21 protein-coding genes are annotated in these 23716 nt (G+C 49.9%); 7 read left to right on the top strand and 14 right to left on the bottom strand.

The features are described from left to right. Nucleotides 1-64: 64 nt before the first annotated feature. A complete protein-coding gene (locus AC0LWF_RS01365; protein ID WP_474649785.1) occupies nucleotides 65-829 on the bottom strand; it encodes an SDR family oxidoreductase in 765 nt (254 codons plus the stop codon). A 117-nt stretch (nucleotides 830-946) separates the two neighbouring features. Between AC0LWF_RS01365 and AC0LWF_RS01360 the strand changes: the two genes are divergently transcribed. Continuing rightward, a complete protein-coding gene (locus AC0LWF_RS01360) occupies nucleotides 947-1354 on the top strand; it encodes a MerR family transcriptional regulator (RefSeq protein WP_474649784.1) in 408 nt (135 codons plus the stop codon). A gap of 453 nt (nucleotides 1355-1807) precedes the next feature. Here the strand turns inward: AC0LWF_RS01360 and AC0LWF_RS01355 are convergent, their stop codons facing one another. After that, complete coding sequence (locus AC0LWF_RS01355) at nucleotides 1808-6055, bottom strand: GGDEF domain-containing protein (RefSeq protein ID WP_474649783.1); 4248 nt, start codon at nucleotides 6053-6055, stop codon at nucleotides 1808-1810. Nucleotides 6056-6351: 296 nt separating this feature from the next. On the opposite strand from AC0LWF_RS01355, the gene AC0LWF_RS01350 reads away from it, so the two are divergent. Further along, on the top strand, nucleotides 6352-6900 hold the full coding sequence (locus AC0LWF_RS01350; protein ID WP_474649782.1) for an aldehyde dehydrogenase family protein: 549 nt from the start codon (nucleotides 6352-6354) through the stop codon (nucleotides 6898-6900). Here the strand turns inward: AC0LWF_RS01350 and AC0LWF_RS01345 are convergent. The 3 genes from AC0LWF_RS01345 to AC0LWF_RS01335 all read right to left on the bottom strand — a co-directional run bounded on the left by AC0LWF_RS01345 (nucleotide 6897) and on the right by AC0LWF_RS01335 (nucleotide 9454). Beyond that, nucleotides 6897-8198, bottom strand: coding sequence for an epoxide hydrolase family protein (locus AC0LWF_RS01345; protein ID WP_474649781.1), 1302 nt, complete (start codon nucleotides 8196-8198; stop codon nucleotides 6897-6899). The two genes, AC0LWF_RS01350 and AC0LWF_RS01345, sit on opposite strands and share 4 nt — an antisense overlap. Nucleotides 8199-8356: 158 nt before the next feature. Next, nucleotides 8357-8848, bottom strand: a complete 492-nt coding sequence (locus tag AC0LWF_RS01340; protein ID WP_474649780.1) for a hypothetical protein — start codon at nucleotides 8846-8848, stop codon at nucleotides 8357-8359. 9 nt (nucleotides 8849-8857) lie between these two features. Beyond that, complete coding sequence (locus tag AC0LWF_RS01335) at nucleotides 8858-9454, bottom strand: epoxide hydrolase family protein (RefSeq protein WP_474649779.1); 597 nt, start codon at nucleotides 9452-9454, stop codon at nucleotides 8858-8860. Between the two features lie 26 nt (nucleotides 9455-9480). On the opposite strand from AC0LWF_RS01335, the gene AC0LWF_RS01330 reads away from it, so the two are divergent. Beyond that, complete coding sequence (locus tag AC0LWF_RS01330; protein ID WP_474649778.1) at nucleotides 9481-10380, top strand: NAD(P)/FAD-dependent oxidoreductase; 900 nt, start codon at nucleotides 9481-9483, stop codon at nucleotides 10378-10380. Nucleotides 10381-10571: 191 nt separating this feature from the next. Next, a complete protein-coding gene (locus AC0LWF_RS01325; protein ID WP_474649777.1) occupies nucleotides 10572-12656 on the top strand; it encodes an AAA family ATPase in 2085 nt (694 codons plus the stop codon). Here the strand turns inward: AC0LWF_RS01325 and AC0LWF_RS01320 are convergent. The 8 genes from AC0LWF_RS01320 to AC0LWF_RS01285 all read right to left on the bottom strand — a co-directional run bounded on the left by AC0LWF_RS01320 (nucleotide 12653) and on the right by AC0LWF_RS01285 (nucleotide 20834). Then, on the bottom strand, nucleotides 12653-14506 hold the full coding sequence (locus tag AC0LWF_RS01320; RefSeq protein ID WP_474649776.1) for a multicopper oxidase domain-containing protein: 1854 nt from the start codon (nucleotides 14504-14506) through the stop codon (nucleotides 12653-12655). The two genes, AC0LWF_RS01325 and AC0LWF_RS01320, sit on opposite strands and share 4 nt — an antisense overlap. Continuing rightward, on the bottom strand, nucleotides 14464-15699 hold the full coding sequence (locus AC0LWF_RS01315) for a plastocyanin/azurin family copper-binding protein (RefSeq protein ID WP_474649775.1): 1236 nt from the start codon (nucleotides 15697-15699) through the stop codon (nucleotides 14464-14466). Before AC0LWF_RS01315 ends, AC0LWF_RS01320 begins: the two co-directional genes overlap by 43 nt. A gap of 385 nt (nucleotides 15700-16084) precedes the next feature. Then, complete coding sequence (locus tag AC0LWF_RS01310) at nucleotides 16085-17206, bottom strand: sensor histidine kinase (protein ID WP_474649774.1); 1122 nt, start codon at nucleotides 17204-17206, stop codon at nucleotides 16085-16087. Beyond that, a complete protein-coding gene (locus tag AC0LWF_RS01305; RefSeq protein WP_474649773.1) occupies nucleotides 17199-17894 on the bottom strand; it encodes a response regulator transcription factor in 696 nt (231 codons plus the stop codon). Before AC0LWF_RS01305 ends, AC0LWF_RS01310 begins: the two co-directional genes overlap by 8 nt. 38 nt (nucleotides 17895-17932) lie before the next feature. Then, nucleotides 17933-18463 carry a VanZ family protein gene (locus AC0LWF_RS01300; RefSeq protein ID WP_474649772.1) on the bottom strand — a complete coding sequence of 177 codons (531 nt, stop codon included), beginning with the start codon at nucleotides 18461-18463 and terminating at the stop codon, nucleotides 17933-17935. Next, complete coding sequence (locus tag AC0LWF_RS01295) at nucleotides 18460-19365, bottom strand: M15 family metallopeptidase (protein ID WP_474649771.1); 906 nt, start codon at nucleotides 19363-19365, stop codon at nucleotides 18460-18462. The genes AC0LWF_RS01300 and AC0LWF_RS01295 overlap by 4 nt, the downstream gene beginning before the upstream one ends. 149 nt (nucleotides 19366-19514) lie before the next feature. Continuing rightward, the gene (locus AC0LWF_RS01290) at nucleotides 19515-19883 is read right to left on the bottom strand and encodes a DoxX family protein (RefSeq protein ID WP_474649770.1); all 369 of its coding nucleotides are present in this window, start codon (nucleotides 19881-19883) and stop codon (nucleotides 19515-19517) included. A 363-nt stretch (nucleotides 19884-20246) separates the two neighbouring features. After that, nucleotides 20247-20834, bottom strand: a complete 588-nt coding sequence (locus tag AC0LWF_RS01285; RefSeq protein WP_474649769.1) for a guanylate kinase — start codon at nucleotides 20832-20834, stop codon at nucleotides 20247-20249. Nucleotides 20835-20939: 105 nt separating this feature from the next. Between AC0LWF_RS01285 and AC0LWF_RS01280 the strand changes: the two genes are divergently transcribed. Together AC0LWF_RS01280 and AC0LWF_RS01275 are read left to right on the top strand one after the other, a co-directional pair. Continuing rightward, a complete protein-coding gene (locus AC0LWF_RS01280; RefSeq protein WP_474649768.1) occupies nucleotides 20940-21197 on the top strand; it encodes an ATP-binding cassette domain-containing protein in 258 nt (85 codons plus the stop codon). A gap of 33 nt (nucleotides 21198-21230) precedes the next feature. Continuing rightward, on the top strand, nucleotides 21231-21632 hold the full coding sequence (locus AC0LWF_RS01275; protein WP_474649767.1) for a VOC family protein: 402 nt from the start codon (nucleotides 21231-21233) through the stop codon (nucleotides 21630-21632). A gap of 120 nt (nucleotides 21633-21752) precedes the next feature. Here AC0LWF_RS01275 and AC0LWF_RS01270 read toward each other — a convergent pair whose 3' ends face one another. After that, nucleotides 21753-22028 (bottom strand): hypothetical protein, encoded by a 276-nt coding sequence (locus AC0LWF_RS01270; protein WP_474649766.1) that lies wholly within the window; start codon nucleotides 22026-22028, stop codon nucleotides 21753-21755. A gap of 351 nt (nucleotides 22029-22379) precedes the next feature. On the opposite strand from AC0LWF_RS01270, the gene AC0LWF_RS01265 reads away from it, so the two are divergent. After that, nucleotides 22380-23699 (top strand): extracellular solute-binding protein, encoded by a 1320-nt coding sequence (locus AC0LWF_RS01265; protein ID WP_474649765.1) that lies wholly within the window; start codon nucleotides 22380-22382, stop codon nucleotides 23697-23699. Nucleotides 23700-23716 lie beyond the last annotated feature (17 nt).

Genomic DNA, 23716 nt, shown 5'->3' with positions numbered 1-23716 from the left:
TATCGCATAAAAAAAAGCTGGCATCGGTTCAGAGACCGATGCCAGCTTCACTCTACAGATGGACTTATATCAGCATACCGCCCGAAGCCTCAAGACGCTGCGCATTCACCCACCGCATGTCATCCGTGCAGAGCGATGCGATAACGCCGCCGATATCATCAGGTACACCAGCACGGCCGAGTGCCGTAATCGATGCAACATGTGCATTCACTTGCGGATTATCTCGCAACGCTCCGCCGCCGAAGTCGGTCTCTATTGCGCCGGGAGCAACGGAGTTCACGCGTATGCCGCGCTTGCCGAGCTCTTTTGCCAAATAGCGTGTCATTACTTCAATCGCGCCTTTCATTGACGCATAAGCGCTGTAGCCTTCCATCGCGAAGCGCGTCAAACCAGTGGAGACGTTCACGATGCCGCCGTTATCCGCGAGCAGCGGAAGCAGCTTCTGCGTCAAGAAATAGACGCCCTTAAAGTGAATGTTCATAAGGCTGTCGAACATCTCTTCCGTCACATTAGAGAATGGCGAATTCTTACCGACGCCTGCGTTGTTAATGAGATAATCGAAGCTGTCGCGATCCCACCTCGTCCTCAGCACGTCCCCGAGTACAGTTACGAAGCCATCGAATGAAGACACCATACTTGTATCCAGCTGAATTGCAGCTGCCGTGCCACCTGCCTGCTCAATTTCTTGAACAACCTCATCAGCGGCTGCTTGCTGGGTATGAAAAGTGATAATGACGCCGATTCCTTTGCCAGCCAGCGCTAAAGCAGTGTTTCTACCAAGTCCGCGGCTTCCACCTGTTACGAGTGCGATTTTCGTTGTATGATTCATAAATTCATTGCTCCTTTTATATGTGGTTTGGCCTCTTGACCATTCGGCCAGCGAGGTCTACAGTGAGAATATCACTTCGAGTTAACTCTAAGTCAAGCCATAGGAGGCTGTTAAAATATGAACTACTCCATTAACGAAGTCGCACAGAAGTTCGGACTCTCCGCACATACGCTGCGTTATTATGACAAAGAAGGGCTGCTCCCGTTCGTCGAGCGCACCAAATCCGGCAATCGCAGCTTCACCGAGGCAGACATGAACTGGGTTGCTCTGATCTGCTGCTTGAAGGATACCGGCATGCCAATCAAAGAAATGAAGACATACAGCCAGTGGGCTATGCAAGGTGCAGCAACGAGCGAAGAAAGAAAGCTCATGTTGACCGAGCACCGCCTCGAGGTTGAGCGGCAAATCGAGAAACTGCAGCACAATTTGAAGCTGATCGATGAGAAGATCGAATTTTACAACGACCCCGGCAACATCGAGCTCATGGAAAAAATGAAAGAGCGCGTGCGCAATCGAGCGAACTAGAACAAGAAAAGACCATCCTTACGGCGTAAGGATGGTCTTTTCTTGTTTCTTTCTCAGCTTCAGCTTCGCAAGGCTGCCGATTTCGGCGGTTTCCTGTTCTGAGAGTGCTGAATCTGCACTCTCCGAGCTTCAATCGGCCGATTTTCGCGTTGAGAGTACGTATGTCGCACTCTCAGCCGACATTCGGTGAGTTTTAACGCTAAGAGCAGGATTAGTTTGTTGATCTGCCGCGCTGAGAGATCATATGTGTTCTCTCAGCCGACTTTTGGCTAGATTCGGACGCTGAGAGCACGTGTGTGTTCTCTCAGCTTCGCAAAGCTGCCGATTTCGGTGATTTCCTGATCTGAGAGTGCTGAATCTGCACTCTTAGAGCCTCAATGGGCCGATTTTTGCGCTGAGAGTACGTATTACGCTCTCTCAGCGAAGGTCGCAATTATCGACCTCCCCCCGCCCCTACGCTCCATCACTACGCCGCAGCCAAGCCGCAACCACCTTGTTCTTCCCGGTATTCTTCGCCCTAATCTCCGCATCATCGGCATATCGGATCAGCTCCTCAGCCGTACTTGCATGGCATAATTCCAACGAAGCGACGCCGATGCTGACCGTTACTCGATAAGGCTTGCCGAAGCCGCTGCCGAATTCCAGCTCAATCTGCTTGCGAATATCCGACGCCAGCTGCAGCGCATGCTTCCCGTCTGTCTTAGGCAAAATAATGAGCATCTCCTCGCCGCCGTAGCGCCCCGGAATATCATGCTGGCTGAGCAGCGACCTAATCGTATCAGCGATCTTCCTCAGCACCTCGTCACCAACTTGATGGCCGAGTTCATTGACTTTGCGGAAGTCGTCCAAGTCGATCATCAGCACCGAGACGTCGAGGCCATACCGCTTCGATATTTCAACCTCTTGCACAAGCCTGTCCATAAAATGCTGTCGCAAATAGAGGCCAGTCAAGCTGTCGATCATCATTTCCTCGTAGAGTACCGCATTCCCGATATGCGGCTTAACGATATGCAGCAGCTGATCCAATTGATGCGAGATATTGTCATGCATCTGATGCAAGAACACATCCATCCGGATTGAACGATGCTTTGCGCCAAACAGCGTGAAGCTGACTCGCTGCAACTGGCTCTCGCCCGCGCGATATTCGGTCAGCATGTTGCGGCCGATAGGACCGAAAGCGGAATAATAATTCTGCGATTTATGGAACGGCAGGTCAAACAGGATGGATGCGTAAGCAACCGGATAATATTCAAAAAGCGCAAACGTGACGCGGTCGATAACCATGCTCAAATTAAGCGAATCCGGCAGTCGATCGAACATTCGAATCGTCGTCAAGTAATCGAGCGATTGTTCCAGGAAGCTTCTGCGCTCTTGCATAATTTGTTTGACTTGCGCGTTGTCCGCCAGCTCCCAGCCTACAGGCAAACCTACCGGCTTCATGTAAGCCTCCATCTCCAGCTTCACTTCCACAGCTCTATCATTCTGCTGGATCAGATAATAAGCGTTGATCGCTTTGCGCAGCAGCAGCATCCCGTTCGTGACCGCCCCTTGCCGAAGCTCCCACACCGCAGAGATATAATAGTAGTCCGCCCAGAACAAATCATAGGCGTTCGTTTCAATAAATTGTTTGAAGCGCGCGATCCACTGGCCAATCTCCTCAATTGTAATGGTCTCGCTGACCGGCTGTATGCTAAGCATCGCCAGCAGCAGCTCGCGGAATGTCCAGCCCTCCAGCATTGGGAACCTTCCCGTACGCTCTGCACCGCCGATGCATCGCTGGAGATGGCGGCATGCTGCTTCTACTGAGCCGAGCTGCAGCAGCCTAAGTGCACCAACGAACATGGCCGGCTGCTCCTCTTGAATAGCAGGCTGCGGAATCATCCGCTCTCCTCTGCGATGCGCGGCGTAGACACGGTAAAGCTCCATCCTTGTCTTCGCGTAGTCGCTCGTATCCGGAATTTGACCCATGCGGTCAAGCAGCTCCCATTGCCGAGATTCACAGGCATACATTCGGATCATATCGCGAACGCCTTCGAGCACGTCTCTGCGCTTAATGTCCACGAGCTGGTTCCAGTGATAATGGAATGCTGGCATATCGCCGAGAATTAGCGAAATTTCCATACCGTTCGCATGACCGACCTCGAGCATGTTCGGATGCCCAAGCTGTGTTGCGCCGTTGATTACTTTCTCGATGTAGCTTCTTGCCATACGAGCGTTATTTTGATGAATGTACATGTTGTACACTCTCAGAATGAGATCCGGGTAGAAGCTGTAATGGAGCATCGACTCCACTTTGTTCAGCAGCGCCAGTCCCCATGTGTTCAAATGAGGGAAATTCTCAAAGATAAACGCGATACAGTAGTAGGAGGAGTCAATGAACTCCCACTCCGGAATAAGATGGCGGTTAGGGTAGATTTGCCCGATGTATAGCTCCTTAATGTACTCCTTCTCATGCGGCTCGAGATTCAGATACACTCGGTTCGCCACAAGCGGGCACAGCGCGTCGAGCTTGTCGCTAAGCTTGTGATTCGGGTTCTCCAGGTAGGCGAACAGCTCATCTTTATGGTCCGCGAGCTCGAGCTCATTTTGCAGCATTTTGTAGAACATCCACTTGAATCGGTCGCCGTCGCGGCCTCTCAGCTCATACAGCTTCATGCATACTTCTTCACAGCGCTTCATCTCGCGGAATCCATTGTACACGGGCAAAATAAGCCGATAAAAGCATTGCATCGTCGGTCGCTGAAGCTGTTCATGCAGCCCGATCATCTGCTCCAGCAGCAGCCGCGATTGTTCAGAGGAAAGCGCCTTGCGGTTTCTGCGGAAATAGAGCATCAGAAGGATATACTCCCGCCGCTTATCACCGGATTTGCGCACCAGATTAAGCATCGTTAGCGATGGATACTTCTCGAACTTCAGCATGTAGGCGACCGCTTGGGAGTAAGCTTGCGCCATATCATAACGGAGAGCGAGCTGCTCCTTCACATTGTTATGCACAATCACACTGTTCTGGTGGAAGAACAGAATGAGACCGAGCTTGGCCAAATGGTGCAAATTGACATACAGCCGGCTGAGCGGGAGCTGGTTCGCGTTGAACAAGCTCCATACACGGATCGGCGCTGGCAAGTAGCAGAACAGCGCGAGCAATTCCGTTTCTTCTGCGCTCAGCTGATCCAGCTTCTGTTCCGTAATGGAGACCGGATTCGTGCCTTCCAGCGGAAGCTCACGAGTTCCGGCTACCCATCCTGCAGGTGTCAGCTGCAACAGCTCTTGATCAATGAACGCTTCCAGCATCATATTCGTATACTTCGGATCGATCGCCTGGTCATTGAGCCAATTGGCGAGATGCTGCAGCGTTTGTGGCTCGACACGGCAGAGCCGTTTGCGCATTAGCCCGCTATATGCCGCCGCACTATATGGAAGGAATTGGATTCGATACATCTCTTCATTCATATCCGATTCATCCAGCGCCTTGCCGCAGAAGATCGTGAACAACCGCGGCATCTGCTCACTGTAACGGCTCCACGCATACTTGAACAACTGGGACGATTCCAGATCTATATTCGAGCATTCATCGAAGATGAGGTAAATATTGTCTGCGGGAATAATGGCTATCAATTGTGTATAGAAACGAAGCATCCATTCGCCGAATGCCTCGGATACGTCTTGTCCAAAGTAGTATTGCTGCACCAGCTGGCGCTGACGTCTGGCCAGTGCTCGGAACTGCGGCTCTGCTTGCGGATAATAAGTCAATGTTAATGCGCTGATGATCCGGTTAACCATCTCTGTTATGGTGGAGAATGGAACATCCGTGCATTTTATCGTAACGAATGACTGCTTCTCAAGCACTTCATTTATGTGGAAGCGGAGCACTTCAGCAATGAGCGACTCATCTTCGTGGATGATCGCAATCTGTTTCGACCCTTCAGCACGCAGGAATCGTCTGAATTGACGCTGGCTCTCCGGTGATATAGGCGGTTCTGCATGGTAGAGCCATGCATGAGCATTAGGACCGATCGTCTGCTCCCAAGGCTCGCGACTTAGTCCATAGATACGGCTAATCTCATAGGCTGCATCTTCGATAAATAAGAAGGATGGATCGCCAATCAACCGCTCATATAACACTTTGAGCGGCGGATAAACCAGATGACCGTGGAGCAGCTCACGCATGATCGTTCCAGCTGCGTAGAAGTCGGACGCGCGAGTAATCGTATGGGTTCGACAATGAGCGCTAAAGAGTTCAAACGGATAATCTTGTATATAGAAATCCAGTAATGGAAACACGGATGGGAATGGCTGTAAGCATAGCATAACCTGAAGCGTGCTCGGGTTTACGCTGATCAAGTCCGGTGACAGGAACCCGATATAGAACTGATTCGCATGCAGCAATCCTAGCGTATCGAATAACGATACCATCACCCAAGCACGTTCGGAATCGCTAAGCCCATCTTGACTCGAGAATGCGTTAAATGAGATGAATCCTGCCGGAAGCGGCGTCAGCCTAACGTCGAGCTGCGATTCCGTCTCGATCCAATCTACGATTCCTCTTAACCCCGTTCCATTCGCAGCGATTCTCTGCCACTGCTCGATCCGCTTCAACACTTGACCACGCTCGAAGAAACGCCAAGTTCGCGGAATGAATCTCATATAAGCTTCACCTAAATGCGGTGTCGCTGTATCAATAGAGAGCAATCGTTCGTTCACTGGGCAGTCCCCTTCATGTTGAAATTCCACTTTTAGTATAACAGGATTTTGCAAGAAAAAGCTTAATATTACAGCCTCATCAATTATTCAAATTAATAGTTGACATAACTATTAATTATGATCTCACTCTGCTCTACCCCCACCCTTTTTGCTCGTATTCCTTCTGCAAGGACGCAAAATAATCCATCGTAAATTGCCGGAAGCATTCCGCCGCTTTGGAGAGATAGTGCTTGCGCGACCATGCAATTCAATGATTAATTTCTCAATCATCTCGGCGATTCGCTGCATCGCTGTCATTGCGGACGTCTTCGAGCAAGCCGACCTGCCTAAAGGTTGGATTTGCGGCGATTGCCGTAGAAGAAGGGGCTCGCGTCGTTCTCGAAGGCAAGCAAATCGGCAATATCGTTACTCCGTTCGTGTTCGCCGACGTGAAGCCAGACTCCACACTGGCGCAGACGGAAATTTTCGGACCAATCGCAACGATTATTCCGTTTGGCAGTGACGAGGAAGTGCTCGTATGGGCTAACAATACCGACTACGGTCTGTCTAGCGCCGTATTTACGCAGGATTTGGCTAAAGGAGACGCTTTCGCTCGTCTCACCGAGAGCGGCATGACGCATGTGAACGACACAACGGCTAACATGGATGTGACCGCGCCATTCGGAGGCGAGAAAGCTTCCGGGATCGGCCCACTACGGCGGCCGTTACGGCTTCTAAGAGATGACGACAACCAAGTGGGTGTCGGTTCAGGTCGAAGCGCGAAAATATCCTTTCTTGCTCTGAATAGAGAAAGCCAGCCTCATTCATCTGTGAATGAGGCTGGCTTTGTGCTTTACACCGATTAGCGGAGCGGCTTGATTGCATTGCGGAGCTCCTGTACGAATAGCTCCGGCTGTTCCCATGCCGCGAAGTGACCGCCCTTGTCCAGCTTGTTGAAATAGATAAGATTCGGATACGCCTTCTCCGCCCAGCTCTTCGGCGCCTGATAGAGCTCGTCTGGAAAGGCGCTCACGGCAACCGGCAGCTTGACGCCTTTGACGCTGAAGAAAGGATATTTGTTCTCCCAATAGAGGCGCGCTGAAGAGATCGGTGTGTTCGTGAGCCAATAGAGTGTAATATTGTCGAGGACATCGTCCCGTGAGAGCCCCACTGGCTGTCCGTCGAATGCCTTAGCGATCAGCTCCAAGCTCTTCGCGTCATGATCAAGCATGAAAGCTGCCATGCCGACGGGCGAATCCGCAAGTCCAGTGAGTGTCTGCGGGCGCGTCCCCATCATCTGAGCGTAGCCAATTTGCTTATAGAAGAAGTCGAGCTGCTCGCATGCATGCTTCTCGTCGGCTGTTAGACCGGGAGGGCAGCCCTTGCCGGCTTGAAGCGCCTTCTCGATCTCCGCCGGGACCGCGCCTGGCATGTTCGTATGAATGCCAATCAGACCCTTTGGCTGCTGGACAGCCATTACATCAGCGATAAGCGCACCCCAGTCGCCGCCTTGTGCCACATACTTCTTATATCCGAGCCGATTCATCAGCTCGCCATATGCGCGCGCGATTCGGTCGGGCCCCCACCCCGTCGTAGTAGGCTTGCCCGAAAATCCGTAGCCTGGCATCGATGGAATGACGACATCGAACGCGTCCGATTCCTTGCCACCGTAGGCTGTCGGGTTGGTTAACGGATCGATCACCTTCAGCATCTCAACGATGGAGCCCGGCCAGCCGTGCATAAGGAGAATCGGCATCGCGTCTTTATGCTTCGAACGGACATGGATGAACTGAATGTCCTCCCCGTCAATATTCGTAACGAACATTGGCAGAGCGTTCAGCTTCGCCTCGAACTTACGCCAGTCGTAGTTGTTCGCCCAATAGTCCGCGAGCTTCTGCATCGTTGCCAGCGGTACGCCTTGCGTATGATCCGAGACCGTCTCCTTATCCGGCCATCTTGTCGCCAGTATTCGTCTATGCAGATCGGCGAGCTCCGCTTCCGAAACATGCACCTGAAACGGACGAATGGCGTTCTTATCCGATTGGGATTGCCCAGAAGATTGCTGTGGTCTCGCGCCAACCGTGTTCGTATATATGCCCGAGGCTGCCAAACCTAGCGATAAGGCAATCAGCATCGCTAAACGCGACCAAACTTTGGTGCTCATAAGTAGGTATGGCTCCTTTTGTGATAGTCGTACGGGAGTGTCCCGCTGTCTTGAAGTCTTCTGTTTAAGTTCCAACCAAATCGGGATTCTTATCCCATTCATAAAAAAAAAAAGAAAGACCCGAATCATGTTTCCATGACCCAGGTCTCTCATCTATATTAACGGAGCGTCTTAAATGCCGTGCGCAGCTCGGAAATGATCAATTCAGGCTGCTCCCAAGCAGCGAAGTGTCCGCCTTTAGGCAGTCTATTGTAATGAATCAGATTCGGGTATGCCTTCTCTGACCAGCTCTTCGGCGCTTCATACATCTCATCCGGGAATACTCTGACGGCAACCGGCAGCTTGACGCCTTTGACAGCGAAGAAGGATATGCCCGCATTACCGTTCTCCCAGTATAGGCGAGCTGCAGAAATCGCACTGTTCGTAAACCAGAAGAGCGAGATGTTATCAAGAACGTCGTCGCGTGTCAGACCTTCCTGAACGCCGGCGAAAGCTCTCGAGATCATGGCATGACTCTTCCAATCATGGTCAATCATGAAGGAAGCCAAACCGACAGGGGAATCCGCAAGGCCAGTCAGCGTCTGCGGACGCGTTCCCATTAAGAAAGCATAGTAAAATTTATTTTCGCGAATCTGCTCGCACGCTTTCATCTCTTCGTCCTATAGTCCTTCCGGCAGCGGATTGCCCGACCAAATCGCCGCATCAACCTCAGGCGGAATCACTTCAGGCATGTTGGTGTGAATGCCGAGCAAGCCTTCCGGTTCCTGAACGCCCATCATGTTAACGACGATTGAGCCCCAGTCTCCTCCCTGCGCCACATACTTCTCGTAGCCAAGACGAGCCATCAGTTCACTATAAGCGGTCGCGATGCGCTTCGGATTCCAGCCCGTCTCCGTCGGTTTGCCCGAGAACCCGTAGCCAGGCATCGATGGAATGACGATGTGGAAGGCATCTGCTTCGGTTCCGCCGTATTCCGTTGGGTTCGTAAGCGGTTCGATCAGCTTCATTTGCTCGATAATTGATCCCGGCCATCCGTGGGCAATGAGCATCGGCATGGCGTTCTCGTGCTTCGAACGAACGTGAATGAAGTGAATGTCCAAGCCGTCAATCTCGGTAAGAAAATGCGGGAAGGAATTGATTCTCGCCTCAATCTTGCGCCAATCGTAATCATTCGCCCAATAGCGGGCAGGTCGAGTTGTCTGATAGCTGGAGAAGCACGCTTGAGAAACGCCGCAATAAAACAAGCTGACAGTCATATAAATCTAGGATGGGAGGGATACGCATGTTACTGGATTGCATCATTATTGGGGGAGGTCCGGCAGGTCTTAATGCGGCTCTCGTCCTAGGGCGCGCGAGAAGAAATGTCATCCTATTCGACGATAACAAACCGAGAAACGCCGTCACGCGGCAATCCAACGGTTTCATTACGAGAGACGGGATTGCCCCGACCGAATTCCGACAACTGGCGCATCAAGACTTGCGGAAATACCCTTCTGTTCTAGTCAGTCCGGCGAAAGTGACTGCCGTCCGCCAAATCGACGGCGTCTTTCAAGCCACATCCGAGCAAGGCTACAACTTTGTATCCCGCAGCGTCATCCTGGCAACAGGACTAAGAGAAACTCTTCCCCCAGTGAAAGGGATTCACGATTATTATGGCAAAAGCATATTCAGCTGTCCTTACTGTGATGGCTGGGAGCTTCGAGATAAACCGCTCGTTGTTATCGCTGATCATGAGAGTGCCTTTTTTCTAGCTAAGAAAGTGTACAATTGGAGCAAAGACTTGGTATTCTGCACAAACGGTATGCCGCTGCTCCAGCCACAGCAGAGAGATAGGCTCCGCCAGCGCGGAATCGCGGTCATCGAGTCTAGGATCTCTTCTCTCATCGGAACAGGCGGGATGCTGCAGCGGGTCCAATTCGAGGATGGATTCTCAATTGAGCGTTCAGGAGGCTTCGTTACACCGCAATGGACACATGCCTCCCCGATCATCGACATGCTTGCTTGCAGAACCAATGAGATGGGCATCGTTGCAAAAGATCATTATGGCAGGACGAGTGTTGCTGGGGTCTATGTTGCTGGGGATACATCCTTTCAGCCCCCTGCTCAAGTCATTGTCGCAGCTGCTGAAGGCTGCAAAGCTGCCATTGCGGTAAACACCGATCTCGTCGAAGCGGACTTCTAATCTCCAGATGAAGAACCCCATGTCTGCTGTAGACATGGGGTCCTTTGTATACGTTTATGAGGGCGTGAATCATCCCCCTAATATTTCCCAAATGGTATACAATTCGACAGCTTTTCACATAAAGGAAGCGTTAAAATCAGATCAAACTAATCCTACATAACATTCCGTCTAACGGGAGCGATGAATCTACGATGAAGCTAGTTCGTCAAGTGCTGAGCGATTTAGAGCAAAAAAGATTTGTCGGGCGGGAGAAAGAACTCGCTATTATGAGGCAGGAGCTAAATGACAGCAACGACGACTGGTGTCTCATTCATATTTGCGGACCAGGAGGTATCGGCAAGAGCGCTTTGCTTCGTGCCTTCCAATGGACAGCAAGAGAAGAGCTCGTCTTCTATATCGACGGGCGTTCTTTCACGCAGCCGGCACATTTCGTGGAAGCCGTTCGTTTGAAACTCGCAAATGCCGGGCTCCAGCCGAAGGAGTCGGAGGCGAAGCCGCCAGGCGAAGAGGAAGCCGAACTGATTAACCAAGTTGCGCAGCAGCGAGGCGGAATCGTCCTGCTCCTCGATAGCTTGGAACGCTGGGGAGCAGCACTAGAATGGCTATTCGACAAGTGGCTGCCGCTGCTGACCGTGCGCGTCAAAGTATGTACAGCCGGAAAGCATCCACTTGGCGAAGGCACGCTGTCAGCTTCCGAATGGAGCTACATGTATCGCAACATGAGACTCGCGCCGCTGAACCGTAAAGAAATGGAAAGCTACCTGATCACATCGGGCATCAACGATCCTGAAGTGCGGTATGCCGTTGAACAATTCTCGGGCGGAATTCCTCTTGCCCTCTCTCTGACATGCAGCACAGTGCTGAAGCACGGAGTTCCTTCTTTTCTCGGCGGAGATCAGACGCAAGCGATTATCTCTTCGATGGACCGCAAGCTCTTCCAGGGGGAAGAGCCTCTCCATATCAAGAAGCTGCTGACGGCCGCCTCGATTCCGTGGCGATTCGACCAAGATATGCTGCAATGGATTATCGGCGAAGAAATTACGCAGGAACAGTTCAACGAATTCTGCAATATTCCCTACGTCAAGCTGTTCCGGCAAGGCGGTTATTGCCTTCTGGATGCCGTCAGCAAATGGGTGAATGCCGAGCTTGCCCACCGCGCTCCTGAGACGCATGCCCTCTACAAGCAGCGAGCACTAGCTGCGATCGAACGGCGCTGGACGCATACTTCGCCAAGCGATGAAGAACGCAAGAAGCTGCTGCGGCTTGAGAAGGCATTTCTCATGTCTGATGAGTTTATGAGAAACTTTTATTTTGCCACTGATCGGTCGGGCTTCAGAATCAATGCCGCTAGCAAAGAGCAACTTCCCCTGCTCCGCGAGCTGGTACAACAATTTTTTCTCGCTTTCCCTCCATTTCAGATCGATGACACGTTGCAGCATACTTACCTTGACGCCATTTGGGAAGAAGAGCCCTCCTCGTTTCGGGTTGTTTACCATGATCAGGATGTCGCGGGCATCTACACCTTTGTACCGCTAACCGAGAAAACGCGACCCATATTCGCGGCAAATCCCGTCTTCGCCACCTTCATTCAGGAAACGCCGCTGCAGGAGAAGGAGTATCTGATCTGGATACTAGGCGTCAAGCGCGAATATGAGCCGGAGCTAAGCTCGGTCATCGTGCAAGAACACTTCTCCACTGGCATAACGGGGAAGCGCGTTTCCATCCTTATTCCAATTGATGGACCGCTGGAATCGATTTGCCGGCTTGGCTTCGAACGGATTCCATGGGCCGATTACATCTCAGCAGGCGGGATACATTGGAAAGCGGCGTGCATCGACCTTAGAAACGATGAGCTCTTCCACAGAATTCCGGGCATGGGCACGGGCATGGGTAGGGGTACAGGAACGGATAAGCCAGATGCGCCTTCGAAAGATACTTGGTTTGGGCTCGTCAAGCAGGCTCTGGAATGCTTCCATTCGCTTGGCTTCGAGCTTACTCTTGTGAAGAAGCTCGGCAGCTTGCTGCCGGATAACGAACCCGATAACGGAAACGAACCGCTTGCAGCCAGCATTGCACGGCGCATTACAATAAGACTTGAACGGATGGCATCCGGCAAAAATCAGGAGAAATTGCAGGCGCGAATTTTGCAGCTATTCTATATCGAAGGGATCGGTTCCCACGAGACCGTCGCAACGAGACTCGGCCTTGCGATGACGACCTACTACAGATATTTGAAGAAGGGAATCGGTCGTCTCGCCGACGAGCTGCTGCGTTAAGCTGGATCTACGATTACAACCGCCTGCATCGTCGGATGTACGGAGCAATAGTACGTATACGTGCCTGCGTCCTTGAACGTGAAACTCCACGAGCGGGAAGGCGGAATCGTCTTGCTGTTGAAACGACCGTCCAAATCGGTGACCGTATGTCCTTGTTTATCGCCATTCATCCATGTCACAGTAGTTCCGGCTTTTATATGCAGCTCTTTCATAGAAAAGCCTGTTGCGCTGATCGTGACCATCGTTCCATGCTCGTCATGCATCGTATGATCGGTGTCCGACGTTGTTGGCTCCGTTTGAGTCGTTTCGTCTGGTGCAGCCTCTGATGTCGTCGGCGCTTCCACCGGGAACGTCGACGGCGATGGCGGCAATTGCGGCAGCTTCAGTCGCCATTCTGCTGCGCTTGAAGACACAAGCTTCACGCCCATATACCTCACACCTGCGCTGAGCGGAACGAACGTCGTTCCTTTCAATAGTTGTACAGGCGCGGTTAATGCAACCTTTTTACCGTTATAGACAGCATTCTTGCTTCCAGCCGTCAGCTTCAGCTCGTTTGCCTTCAGCGTTAGCAGGGCCTCTCCCGATTTCGCGCCTTGACGCATGCCGAAACGAACCTCGTCTTGCAGCAGCCGGATCGGCACATACAGCTCCTTGCCTTGCAGGAACGGCGCCGCTGCGATCGATTTGCTTTTTCCGTCGATCATTGCAGCCTTCTTCCCGTTTGTCAGCGTAACCGCTCTATCCGGCAATGCCGGGGAAACCATCATCATCGTGTGCATGCCGCCAGGATAAAGGCCATCGTTCGTATTGTCCTTAATGTTATGACTGTGGATTGGAAAATGGCCGCTCTGGGTCAGCTTGACGAGAATGTCGTACCGTTCCCCGGGAGCAATCTCGATCGTATCTTTCGTAAGTGGAGCCGGAATTGGCCTGCCATCCGAAGCGATTACTTGAAAATGTTCACCATGCATGTGGATGGAGTGCGTGTCGTAGCCCGAGTTAATTAGCCGGATAAGGATGGTATCTCCTACCCGCCCTTCTACCATAGTCGCAGGATCGCTCTCGGTATCGGGAAACGATTTGCCGTTAATCGTCCAATAGCGCGGGTGGTAGTCCGTTCGATCGTACGTTTCTCCCTTCTCGACCGCTTCGTGCCACATCGGGTCGATCTCATTCAGCAGGAACACGTAGTCTCTGTCATAGCGGGGGCCTCCTGTCCAATCCTCCGGAGCGCCGCCTTTCGCCTTTACGATGAACGCACCGTGCATCCCCATCTGCAAGTGCTCAATCGTATCCACATGGCAATGGTAGAAATAAGTGCCAGCATGCGTTGCCGTGAAACGGTACGTGAAGCTTTCGCCAGGCAGTATCGCTTGAGATGTATGGGGAACTCCGTCATTCGCTTGATCGGTATCGAGTCCGTGAAAATGAATCGTATGCGCCAGCTTCTTAATATGCGAGTTCGATGGACCGATGTTCGTCAGAGTCACTTCGACTTTGTCGCCCTCGTTCACCGTGAGCGTCGGAGAAGGCAGTATCGCGGATCCGGGCTCATTCTTTAAGCTATAACCCCAAATATAGAGGCGTTTGCCGTCCGCCAGCTTAACTTCACCGTCGGTCGCGTAGAGATGGAACCGTTTGACCTGCGCGGTTTGGGGAACGGTTGGGGTAGCTGTTTGGAGGGTTGTTTGGGTAGCGCCTTCGGCAAGGCGCGGCAGCATGAACCCGACCAACAACGAGCTAAGGAGCAGCGCTGCTGATAGCAGCAGCGCATGCTCCCTAACTTTTATTGCATGGAAGGCTGGTTTCATTTCGTATGGATGGCCAACAGCTTCGCTGTTTGATCCCATGTATAGGTTTTGCCGAGCAGCTGCGCCACCGATTCAACGGCGATGTAAGTCACACCTTTCGACACATATGGAGCTGTATCGGCTGTGGCGACTAGCTTCTTCCCACCAACCAGAACCGTTTTGCCGGAAACCTGGTAGGAAGCTCCCAATGCTTTAGCAACGCTGGAAAGTGGGGCGAAGACGTGGCCGTTCTTCAATAGCGTCGTCGTCACAACCGCTTTGTCATTCACGGTGAGCTTCACGGCGCCTTTCGGAGCGACGATGATCTTGCCAGTGTAACCCCAAAGCACATCTGTCACCGTATACGTACCTGGCTTCGTAAAGGTGAGCTTAAAGCTCGGACTGCCGAAATCCGGCACATTCTGCATCAGTACACCTGCCGACGCGAAGCCTTTACCATCGTAAACCGGGCTATGCGGTGTCACAACTTCAGGATTAACGCCTTTCTCCGTGAAGACCTGCATTCCTTTCGGCGCATTCACGACAGCTGTATGTGCTTCCCCTGGTGCTCCAGCCAGCCATTGGATGGTATCCCCTGCATTAATGTAAACTTCACCTGGAAGGAAAGCGTTGACCATCACTTCCGAATTGCCCACGCCTGCGAGCACTTTATAGGTCAGCGTGCCGTCCTTGTTCTTGTCGTAACTCACTTTGCTGTTAAAGGTTTTCCAATCTGCAGCAACATTCATTTGATCGTCAAGCAGCGCATTGTTCACCGCAGCCTGCTCGGCCTTAGTAGGAAGGATACTGCCGCTTGGAAGGACGACGACCGTGCCTTTCATTACCGGGTGAATCGCGCAGAAATAAGCGTACGCGCCTGCCTTCGTAAACGTGATGGAATACGATTGCATCGGCATCATTTCGGGCGAGAACATCATCGTATCTCCTGCCCAAGCGGAGCCGCTGGCAGGCGTGAATTTCGAAATATCTACATCATCACCTGGAGGCGGATTGCCGAGCAAGAAGGCGAGCAAATGCGGAGCGAGCATGTCGTTGTTCGTAAACTTCACCGTGTCCCCTTCATGGATGTAAATGACACCAGGCTGCATCGAAAACATTTCTGTATCCTTGGACATCATTTTGCCAACGGATACGTCCCAAGTTTGCGATGCGCTCGCACCATCTGCGAATGCACCTGTTGCTCCCGTCAGCGCCATAATGGCAACGAGAAGCATGATACGAATGAATTTCATTTACTTTCCTCCCCAGTCGATAATTGTGACCCATTCGCATCTTAGCTGTTTGCCACTACCACGTTCACTACCAATTCACTACCAAAACAGAAAGAAAAAAGGGAATGAAAGGAACGAAGGGAACAAAGGGAACAAAGGGAACAAAAAAGCCACCCGGGCGGGTGACTTTACACTGAGTGTCCGAATAGATGCACAATTTCGAGCGGCGAGCGGGGTCGCTCTGCTCTGAGAGAGCGTATTTGTTCTCTCGGTTGGTTTTTGGGTTAGTTTTGGAGATGAGAGAACGTATTTGTTCTCTCGGCGCCATCCTTGCTGGCCTGCGCAGGCAGCGCCACATCTATGAACTACTATTTTTGAGTGAAAAAAATAAAAAAGACATCCATTCTCATTCAATGAGAATAGATGTCTCGCTTTTCATTAACTCCCGCGGCAATCGAACTTCAAATATCGTGCTGATCACGCTGCTCTCCACTGCAATCGTTCCGTGATGCTGCTCCACAATATTTTTGGCAATGAACAATCCCAGTCCTGTGCTGCCTTCATGGTATGTACGCGCTTTGTCGCTTGTGTAGAACATGTCGAATATATGCGGTAAATCCTCAGGTGAAATGCTGTCTCCATAATTGGTGATTTGGACAAGGACATCCTCGCCATCAAGTTGGCAGCTGATATCGACATATTCGCCCTCACCGCCATAATGAGCCGCATTGCTGAGCAAGTTTTCGAATACGCGGGCCAACAGCTCGCTATCGCCCCGGACCGTTAGCGCTGGCGTCACATCCAGCCGAGAGATTAAGCTTTGATTCTCGAACATTGGAAATAGTTCTTCATTTAACTGGAGCAGCAGCTCGCTAAGGTCAACGGGTTTCTGTTCAATTGGCAGCTTCCCATAGTTCATCCTTGTCACCTCGAACAGATTGTCAATTAACCGTTCCAGGCGCTGCGCTTTCGTGTAAGCAATTGATGTGTAATGCCGTGCCTGCTCCTGGGGCAAGCTATCATTCTTCAGTATGAAATCCAAATAGCCGATCACCGACGTTAACGGTGTACGGAGATCATGGGCCAAATTCAGAACGAGCTGTTCCTTGCTATTCTCTGCAAAATCACCCCGCTCCAGCGCTTCCCGCAGCTTTTCTCCCGCCAAATTAATGTCTCTTGCGATGTCACCGAATTCGTCTGTCGATGGGATGACGATTCTCGTCTCGAAATTGCCTGATGCTAGCTGATTAATTCCGCTTGAAATGTCCTTGAAGTATCCCGCATACCGCTTCGTGAGCAGGAAGAAGAAATAAATCGACATCGGGATAAAGAAAAGGAGAAAGAAGTTCACGTCCCCGACCTGTTTGATGAATACACGCAGCTGAGTCGACGGATCTTCATATTTAGTCGTATGGTAATATCCTTGTGCGACCTTATAAATGACGTAGGTAATGGCCCCGGATAACATCATGCTAAGCCCGACGAGCACGATCATGTTGAATCTGAAGCTTTGAATGAGTTTAGCCATGGTAGGAATAACCGACTCCCCATACGGTTTTGATTAACTTGTTCTTGTTGAGATCATCCCCAAGCTTCTTCCGGAGTGTACGGATATGGACCATCACCGTATTGTTGCCCTCGTAAAACTCTTCCCCCCACACCTGCTGGAAAATATGTTCCGTGCTGTACACTTTTTTCGGATGGCGGACTAACAAGTACAAAATATCAAATTCCTTAGGTGTCAGCGTGATCGGCTTGCCATCGACAAGAACCGAGCGCTCCTCTGGATTGATGACAACGAGACCTGCCTCAATTACCGGCTTGCCTGCCACCACAGCAGGCTGGCTGAATCGCAGCGATCGCCTTAGCTGAGCATTCACTCGCGCAACCAGCTCCATCGGGTTAAAAGGCTTCGTCATATAGTCATCCGCACCTTGCACAAGGCCGGTTATTTTATCAAGATCAGAGGTCTTCGCACTGAGAAAGATGATCGGCAAATGATGCTTGTCCCTGATTTGCCTCGTTACCTCATAGCCATTCAGCTTCGGCATCATAATATCGAGAATGGCGAGATTAATGTCGTGTTTCATAATCGCTTCAACAGCCGCCAGTCCGTCGTAAACCTTCATACAACGATAGCCTTCTTTTACCATATGCAGCTCAACCAGATCAGCAATCTCTGCGTCATCATCTGCAATAAGAATCGTAATGGGCATGCTCATACCTTCCTCACTTACCTGGAGTCCTTTTCAGTTTAACAGATTTGTCCAGGCGGCGTTAATGGCTTCGTGCTTCTCCTGGAAGGCAGCAGCCCGAGCGCTATGGCATACAAGCCGTACATAATACCTCCTGACAAGCCCCCGCATGTATTCAGAATAAGATCATCTACATCAAATTGACCAATCCAGAGCAATGCCTGCAGCAGTTCCAGTGACAAGCTAACTGCAAAGGACAACGCTGGTATTGCAAGGACGTTCAATTGCCGCTGTGAACCGAGCATGCCTGTCAGGACGCCGAACGGCAAGAAAATAGCGATATTCCCAATCAGATTCACAAGCCCATTGCTTGTGGTATCGTTCAGTGTTCGCCTAATTTCATGTAATGGAATGAGATTTCCTTGTCGCATCCTCATCACAATATGCGCAGGCTCATGCAAGCTTACGTGGAGCTGCTGCATCACAAACGTTAGGTCGATGGCTCCGCCTTTGAACAAGATCACCTTCACTAACAAATAGACGTAGGCAGTAAGACAAACACGCAGCAGGATGATTCGTTGAGTCTTCATGATCGCACCGCCCCCCTAGTTTCCCAAGAGGTTACGATAATCCCGTCCATATTGTTCCCCGAAATCGTGTAATTGCCATCCGTCGGCACCGATAGCTCCTGCTTGCCTTGGACTGGATAATAGGAAATCGTGTACAGCTTGCCGTCGATCTCAGCGTGAATCGTGCTTTGTTCTTTCAAGTAAGCCAAGTATTCCTCCAGAACAAAGCCATACTGCTGCATAATGGCGCTGTGCGGAAGCCCTACATAGCGAAAATGCCACGGTTCATATTGAATGCCCGTAATGCTCGTCTTATTCTCCGGATAACGCACGACAAAGCCATGCTGCCATGCGTTCTTCTCCAGCCACTCGCCCTCAGGAGCATCCTTCATGGGACCGAGCGATGAACCGATGTCCAGCGACAAGCCCAAATTATGCTCACTGTAGCCAGGCGGATTCGCTTGGTCCGATCCGAGCTTCTCGAAGAGCTCCGCTTGTTGTTCCTTATCTCTGTATCCGCTGTTGATCAGAAAGTGACTGACGCCATCCTCCTCTGCTGAAGCAATCATCTCGTCAAATCGATTCAGCATATCCATCGGCAGCTCGACAGTGTTATCCAATATTCCGAAGCCATGCAACAAATCTTGATGCTTGAACAAATTGATAACATCCGATACTTCGTATCCTTTTGGCACAGAATGCTGTGAGTTCACAAGCAATAAATCACCTTTATAGATATCATTCTTGGATATGGTGAGCATTGTCTGTTTAGCGTCTGCTTCGGACTCCTCACCGGATTTGGACACTTCTGCTTGATCGTGCCCTTGCACATCCACCGCTTTATCTTCAGCAGCATACTGCTTCCCAAATATGAACAAGCCGCATACAAGCAACAACATCATGATAACAACAAGTTTCTTCATGCTTAACTCCTCCTTTACCTACTCAAGAATAAAGGAGAAAATTTAAAAATTAGGATGGGAAAAGATAAAAAATTTATTAAAACCGTGCTGCGAGGAACGTGCGATAAACAAAAAACACGCCAGAGATCGACGTGTTTGGATGGGATGACTTAGCTGAAAGGATGGGACAGCTCATCTGCGAATAACAGCAGAACCGCAATCGCCAATGCGATGTTCAGGAGGGCTGGGAATATCTTACCGAACGAATGCTTGACTCGGATATGCGAGAGAACCGCTACCAGCATCATAATGCCGATCCCGATTCCTGCCCAGGAGGCAGCTCCCGGATACCAGTAGCCGATGATGAGCAAGGCGGCTGCAGCAATTTGGATAATACCCGTAATGCCGCGGAACCACTGAGGAAATTGAATCGAATCGAATAGCTCTACTTGATGCTTAGCCCCTGTAACCTTGCTTACACCAAAGAAAGCCATGGAGAAGAGCAGCCAGCTTTGAAGAACGATGGAAAGTATGTGCATTTAAAGTCCTCTTTTCATAGTTATATTAGACACCATTAAGTGTCCTATTTCATAATACGACACTATATGGTGTCCTGTAAAGATGCAATTTTTGTGATTCCAATAAAAAAACGCAACCCTTTATAGGTCGCGCCCGTATTCCACATGCTTATTTTTTCAAATCCATAGAAGCATCTTGATTCATGAAGATTTTACTGCTACTATAAACGGTTTTGGATCTTATTTCTTTGAATCCAATCTTCGCCATCTATTTGGTTAACTATCCAAAAAGACGATGTGCCCGAAATCATCAAGCAAGTTCAGCCCAACAAGCCCCGTTCCACATCCGAAATCAATCGCACTTTTGTCCGTTCCGTTCTCTATTTATTCAAGTGCTTGATCTGAAGCGTAAGGCAAGTCTGGTCGATACCTGCGAATGACTTCCCTTATATGATTCAGCGTGTCTGTTAAATGAAAATTTTGAAAGACATGCTCGCATTCTTTACGATAGCCAACTTCTTCTGTGTAATGATTCAGCACATGATTGACTAGTTCCGGTCCGGCCCCTTTGCTTTCCAGCCATTCTCGGACAGTCTGTTTATCCACGTACAGGAATAGACGAATGACGCGGTCTCCGTACAGTTGTTTAATGACCGACGCACCTTCACGGTTCAGTATCAGATAGACACCTCGACCGCTTTGAAGGGCGAACTCGAAATCCCGCTTCCTTACACCATACCGTTCTTTATCGATTTCCACCGTTTGCACAAAACGACCGCTGCGCTCCGCTTCTTCAAATTCTTCCCTAGATAAATAATGATAGTCAAAATCCGGTCTTTCTTTGTCTCTTGGCAACCGAGTCGTGCAAGACACAATGTGCTTCAAATTAAACTCCGTGCATTGTCGATGGGCTGTCGTCTTCCTGCCCGAACCACATGTCCCTGTAAATACGAAAATATCCGGCTTTGTCACGTGCATCGCCTCCTTCGTACTCTTCTACTCTATATATCGAACAATGTGGCTTGACTCTTTAGCTTATTGCTGCCGGTAGGCCTGAGGAGTCACGCCGCCGTTCCCTTGCTTCAACTCAATGCTGAAAGCGACGATGCGCCGACGCTCATCTACGTCACACATCATACAGAGGGGATTTTGCCGGTGTTCACTCATGCGCTGCTCATCCGCAGCGGCGAAGTCGTGTATCGCGAAAGAACGGAGGATGTACTAACAACAGAACGACTTAGCGAGTTTTTCGAATCGCCTGTTATTGTGGAAGAACATAATGAGCGGATGTATATGCAGATAGAGGAAAGATATGGACCCGAAAACGATTTGTAATATGTTAAACTCAACTTGGAGGTGCGGCAAACGATGAAGCTCGTAAAACTAGAAGGAATTACACTGTTAGCAGATGATGTCGCTCGATTGGCCCGATTTTATAAGGAAGTGTTGGGATTTGAGATTGTTGTAGAAGAAGAGCATTACGTAGAATTCAGCAATCCAGGAATAAGATTGGGTATTTGCTCCCGATCGCTTATGGCGGAGAATACCAACAACTACTCTTCTTATACGGAAAGTCGCAAGGGACAAGCCGTAGAGCTTAATTTTGAGTGTGATACGCCGGATCAAGTCTATGCCTTATATGAGGAATTCGTTTCGAAGGGAGCGATAGACGTCACAGCGCCACAGATTAAGCCTTGGGGTCATACGTGTGGCTTCTTCGGCGATCCAGAGGGTAATGTTCATTCGATATTTGCGGTGAATGGTGAGTGAATGCTCTAGAGAATTCATCGCTAGTCCGAACTATTTGGACACTGTGGCAACTCGATCCCTCCTCATAGCGTGAACGAAAGGTGATACCCAAAGGTACCACCTTTTTTCTATATTGCTCCATTATTCAAGCTCGAACTTACTAACAGCATCGTTCAGCTTGCTCGCCATTAAGCGAAGCTGCTCGGATGCGCGAGCGACTTCTTCGACGGATGCGATATCGGCATTGCTTAAATTTTTCTCGAACGTGTTCTGATACAGCATAATTGAATTCCGATTCGTTTGTTCGATCTTGCTGTTTAAGACGTTGACGACATAAAAATTATAGCTAATCAAGAGCAATACTAGCGGGATTATAAAAATCATCATGATCAATACAACTTGCTTCTTCGTTGACAAATTCAATCTCTTTATCAAAACAACCTCACCAACTCATTTCCGCTGTTGTCGAGTTTGATTATATCATCTAAAAGAAAAAAAGCAGCCTGCGAGGGGATGCATCAAATAAGATTCATAGCAACCGTTAGGGGATAAAATTGGGCATTTTGAGCTAATTTGGCGCTGTCACAACCGTTAGATTTCGAGGCGCGGCTAGCGATCCATAGGCGAACCTAGGAACAGCGAATCAACAAACTGCGACTTAAGTTATACAAATTTATCCTCGAATAATTGAAATTTATCCCTATTCAAAATATTCCGATAATTCTATTCTGAAATAGATACATATACCATATTGGGAGGTTCCATCGTATGAAGAAACGTCTTCTAGTCTCATCAATTAGCTTGGTACTTGCAGCTTCAACTGTCTTAAGTACGGCTGGCGCAGCATCAAAAACCGATACCATTGTGATAAGACATACGCAATTGGGCGAGGCGAAACAACAACGCTTCAATATCCTAAAAGATGTATTGAGCCGGGTTTCAAAAGAAGTTCCAGGTGTAAAGTACAAACTGGATGGCGTCGATTCGGACGTAAACCGCAAGGAGAAATTACGTTCAGAGATGGTCGTTAACAAAGCTCCTGCGATATTCGATCTGTTCGGCGGATCCGACACGCAGCTGTATGTTGAAGCAAATAGGCTGCTCGATCTGACACCGATTCTGAAAGAGCTTGGTTTATCGAACAAGTTTATATCTTTGGACGAGTTCAAAGTGAACGGGAAAATATACGGTTTGCCTATCGGTGGCTACCAAGAAGGTTATTTCTACAATAAAGATTACTTTAAAGCTCACGGTCTGAAAGCTCCGACAACATTAAGCGATCTTGAGAAAATAGCAGACACCATTAAAAGAGACGGAAAAACACCTTTTGCCCAAGCTTCCAAAGCCGCATGGGTGCCGCTCATGACAGCTAATACATTGTGGTCCCGTTATGCAGGTCCGGATATTACGAACGGATTCGTATCTGGTAAAACAAAATGGAACAGCGCTCCAATGGTAGCAGCGTTTACGAAATACCAAAGCTGGGTGAAAAAGGGCTACTTTAAACAAGGCGAGCTCGGCTTGGATTATGCCGAACAGCGCAACCAGCTCATTCGTGGCGAAGCTATTATGATGTATGACGGATCATGGGCTTCCAGCGTATTCGCGGATCCTAAACAAGCAGGTAGCCTAACGAACAAAGTTGGTTACTTCCCAATGCCGTCGGTAGCTGGTGGCAAAGGCAACCAAACCTATGTAAACGGCGGCTTCTCCAACGGTTACGGTTTCTCCGCAAAAGTTAAAAACGACAAAAAGCAATTAGCATTCGTTAAATCGTTCATCAAGAACATGTACAATGACGAAATGCAAATTCGCGGACTTGAAGCAGACGGCGTCTTGCCTTCCATGAAAGTAAACAGCTCCAAACTGGCTAACGCTAAAGCTTCCGGTCTTGTAAAAGAGATCATTGCAGTAGGTAACAGATCGGCAGGCGCTTTCCCAGCATTCGATTCACTCGTTCAACCTGACGTAAATACGGCGATTAGTGAAGGCATCCAAAAACTAATTGGCGGTAAAATTACACCTAAGGCTATGCTCGACGGCGTTCAAAAAGTTCAGAACTCAGTAAACAACGACGACGATTTTTAAGCTAGGATAGGTGAGAA

It is taken from the genome of Paenibacillus sp. sgz302114 (assembly GCF_056120345.1).
The sequence above is the reverse complement of the archived record's forward strand: the minus strand, read 5'-3'. Positions and strand labels throughout refer to the sequence as shown.

Coding starts and splice junctions, on each gene's coding strand:
- AC0LWF_RS01305 (WP_474649773.1), bottom strand. CDS start 17,894: ATGCCCATTACGATTCTTATTGCAGATGATGACGCAGAGATTGCTGAT.
- AC0LWF_RS01320 (WP_474649776.1), bottom strand. CDS start 14,506: ATGGGATCAAACAGCGAAGCTGTTGGCCATCCATACGAAATGAAACCA.
- AC0LWF_RS01340 (WP_474649780.1), bottom strand. CDS start 8,848: ATGAAAGCGTGCGAGCAGATTCGCGAAAATAAATTTTACTATGCTTTC.
- AC0LWF_RS01300 (WP_474649772.1), bottom strand. CDS start 18,463: ATGAAGACTCAACGAATCATCCTGCTGCGTGTTTGTCTTACTGCCTAC.
- AC0LWF_RS01335 (WP_474649779.1), bottom strand. CDS start 9,454: ATGACTGTCAGCTTGTTTTATTGCGGCGTTTCTCAAGCGTGCTTCTCC.
- AC0LWF_RS01295 (WP_474649771.1), bottom strand. CDS start 19,365: ATGAAGAAACTTGTTGTTATCATGATGTTGTTGCTTGTATGCGGCTTG.
- AC0LWF_RS01315 (WP_474649775.1), bottom strand. CDS start 15,699: ATGAAATTCATTCGTATCATGCTTCTCGTTGCCATTATGGCGCTGACG.
- AC0LWF_RS01360 (WP_474649784.1), top strand. CDS start 947: ATGAACTACTCCATTAACGAAGTCGCACAGAAGTTCGGACTCTCCGCA.
- AC0LWF_RS01345 (WP_474649781.1), bottom strand. CDS start 8,198: ATGAGCACCAAAGTTTGGTCGCGTTTAGCGATGCTGATTGCCTTATCG.
- AC0LWF_RS01290 (WP_474649770.1), bottom strand. CDS start 19,883: ATGCACATACTTTCCATCGTTCTTCAAAGCTGGCTGCTCTTCTCCATG.
- AC0LWF_RS01365 (WP_474649785.1), bottom strand. CDS start 829: ATGAATCATACAACGAAAATCGCACTCGTAACAGGTGGAAGCCGCGGA.
- AC0LWF_RS01275 (WP_474649767.1), top strand. CDS start 21,231: ATGAAGCTCGTAAAACTAGAAGGAATTACACTGTTAGCAGATGATGTC.
- AC0LWF_RS01330 (WP_474649778.1), top strand. CDS start 9,481: ATGTTACTGGATTGCATCATTATTGGGGGAGGTCCGGCAGGTCTTAAT.
- AC0LWF_RS01325 (WP_474649777.1), top strand. CDS start 10,572: ATGAAGCTAGTTCGTCAAGTGCTGAGCGATTTAGAGCAAAAAAGATTT.
- AC0LWF_RS01310 (WP_474649774.1), bottom strand. CDS start 17,206: ATGGCTAAACTCATTCAAAGCTTCAGATTCAACATGATCGTGCTCGTC.
- AC0LWF_RS01265 (WP_474649765.1), top strand. CDS start 22,380: ATGAAGAAACGTCTTCTAGTCTCATCAATTAGCTTGGTACTTGCAGCT.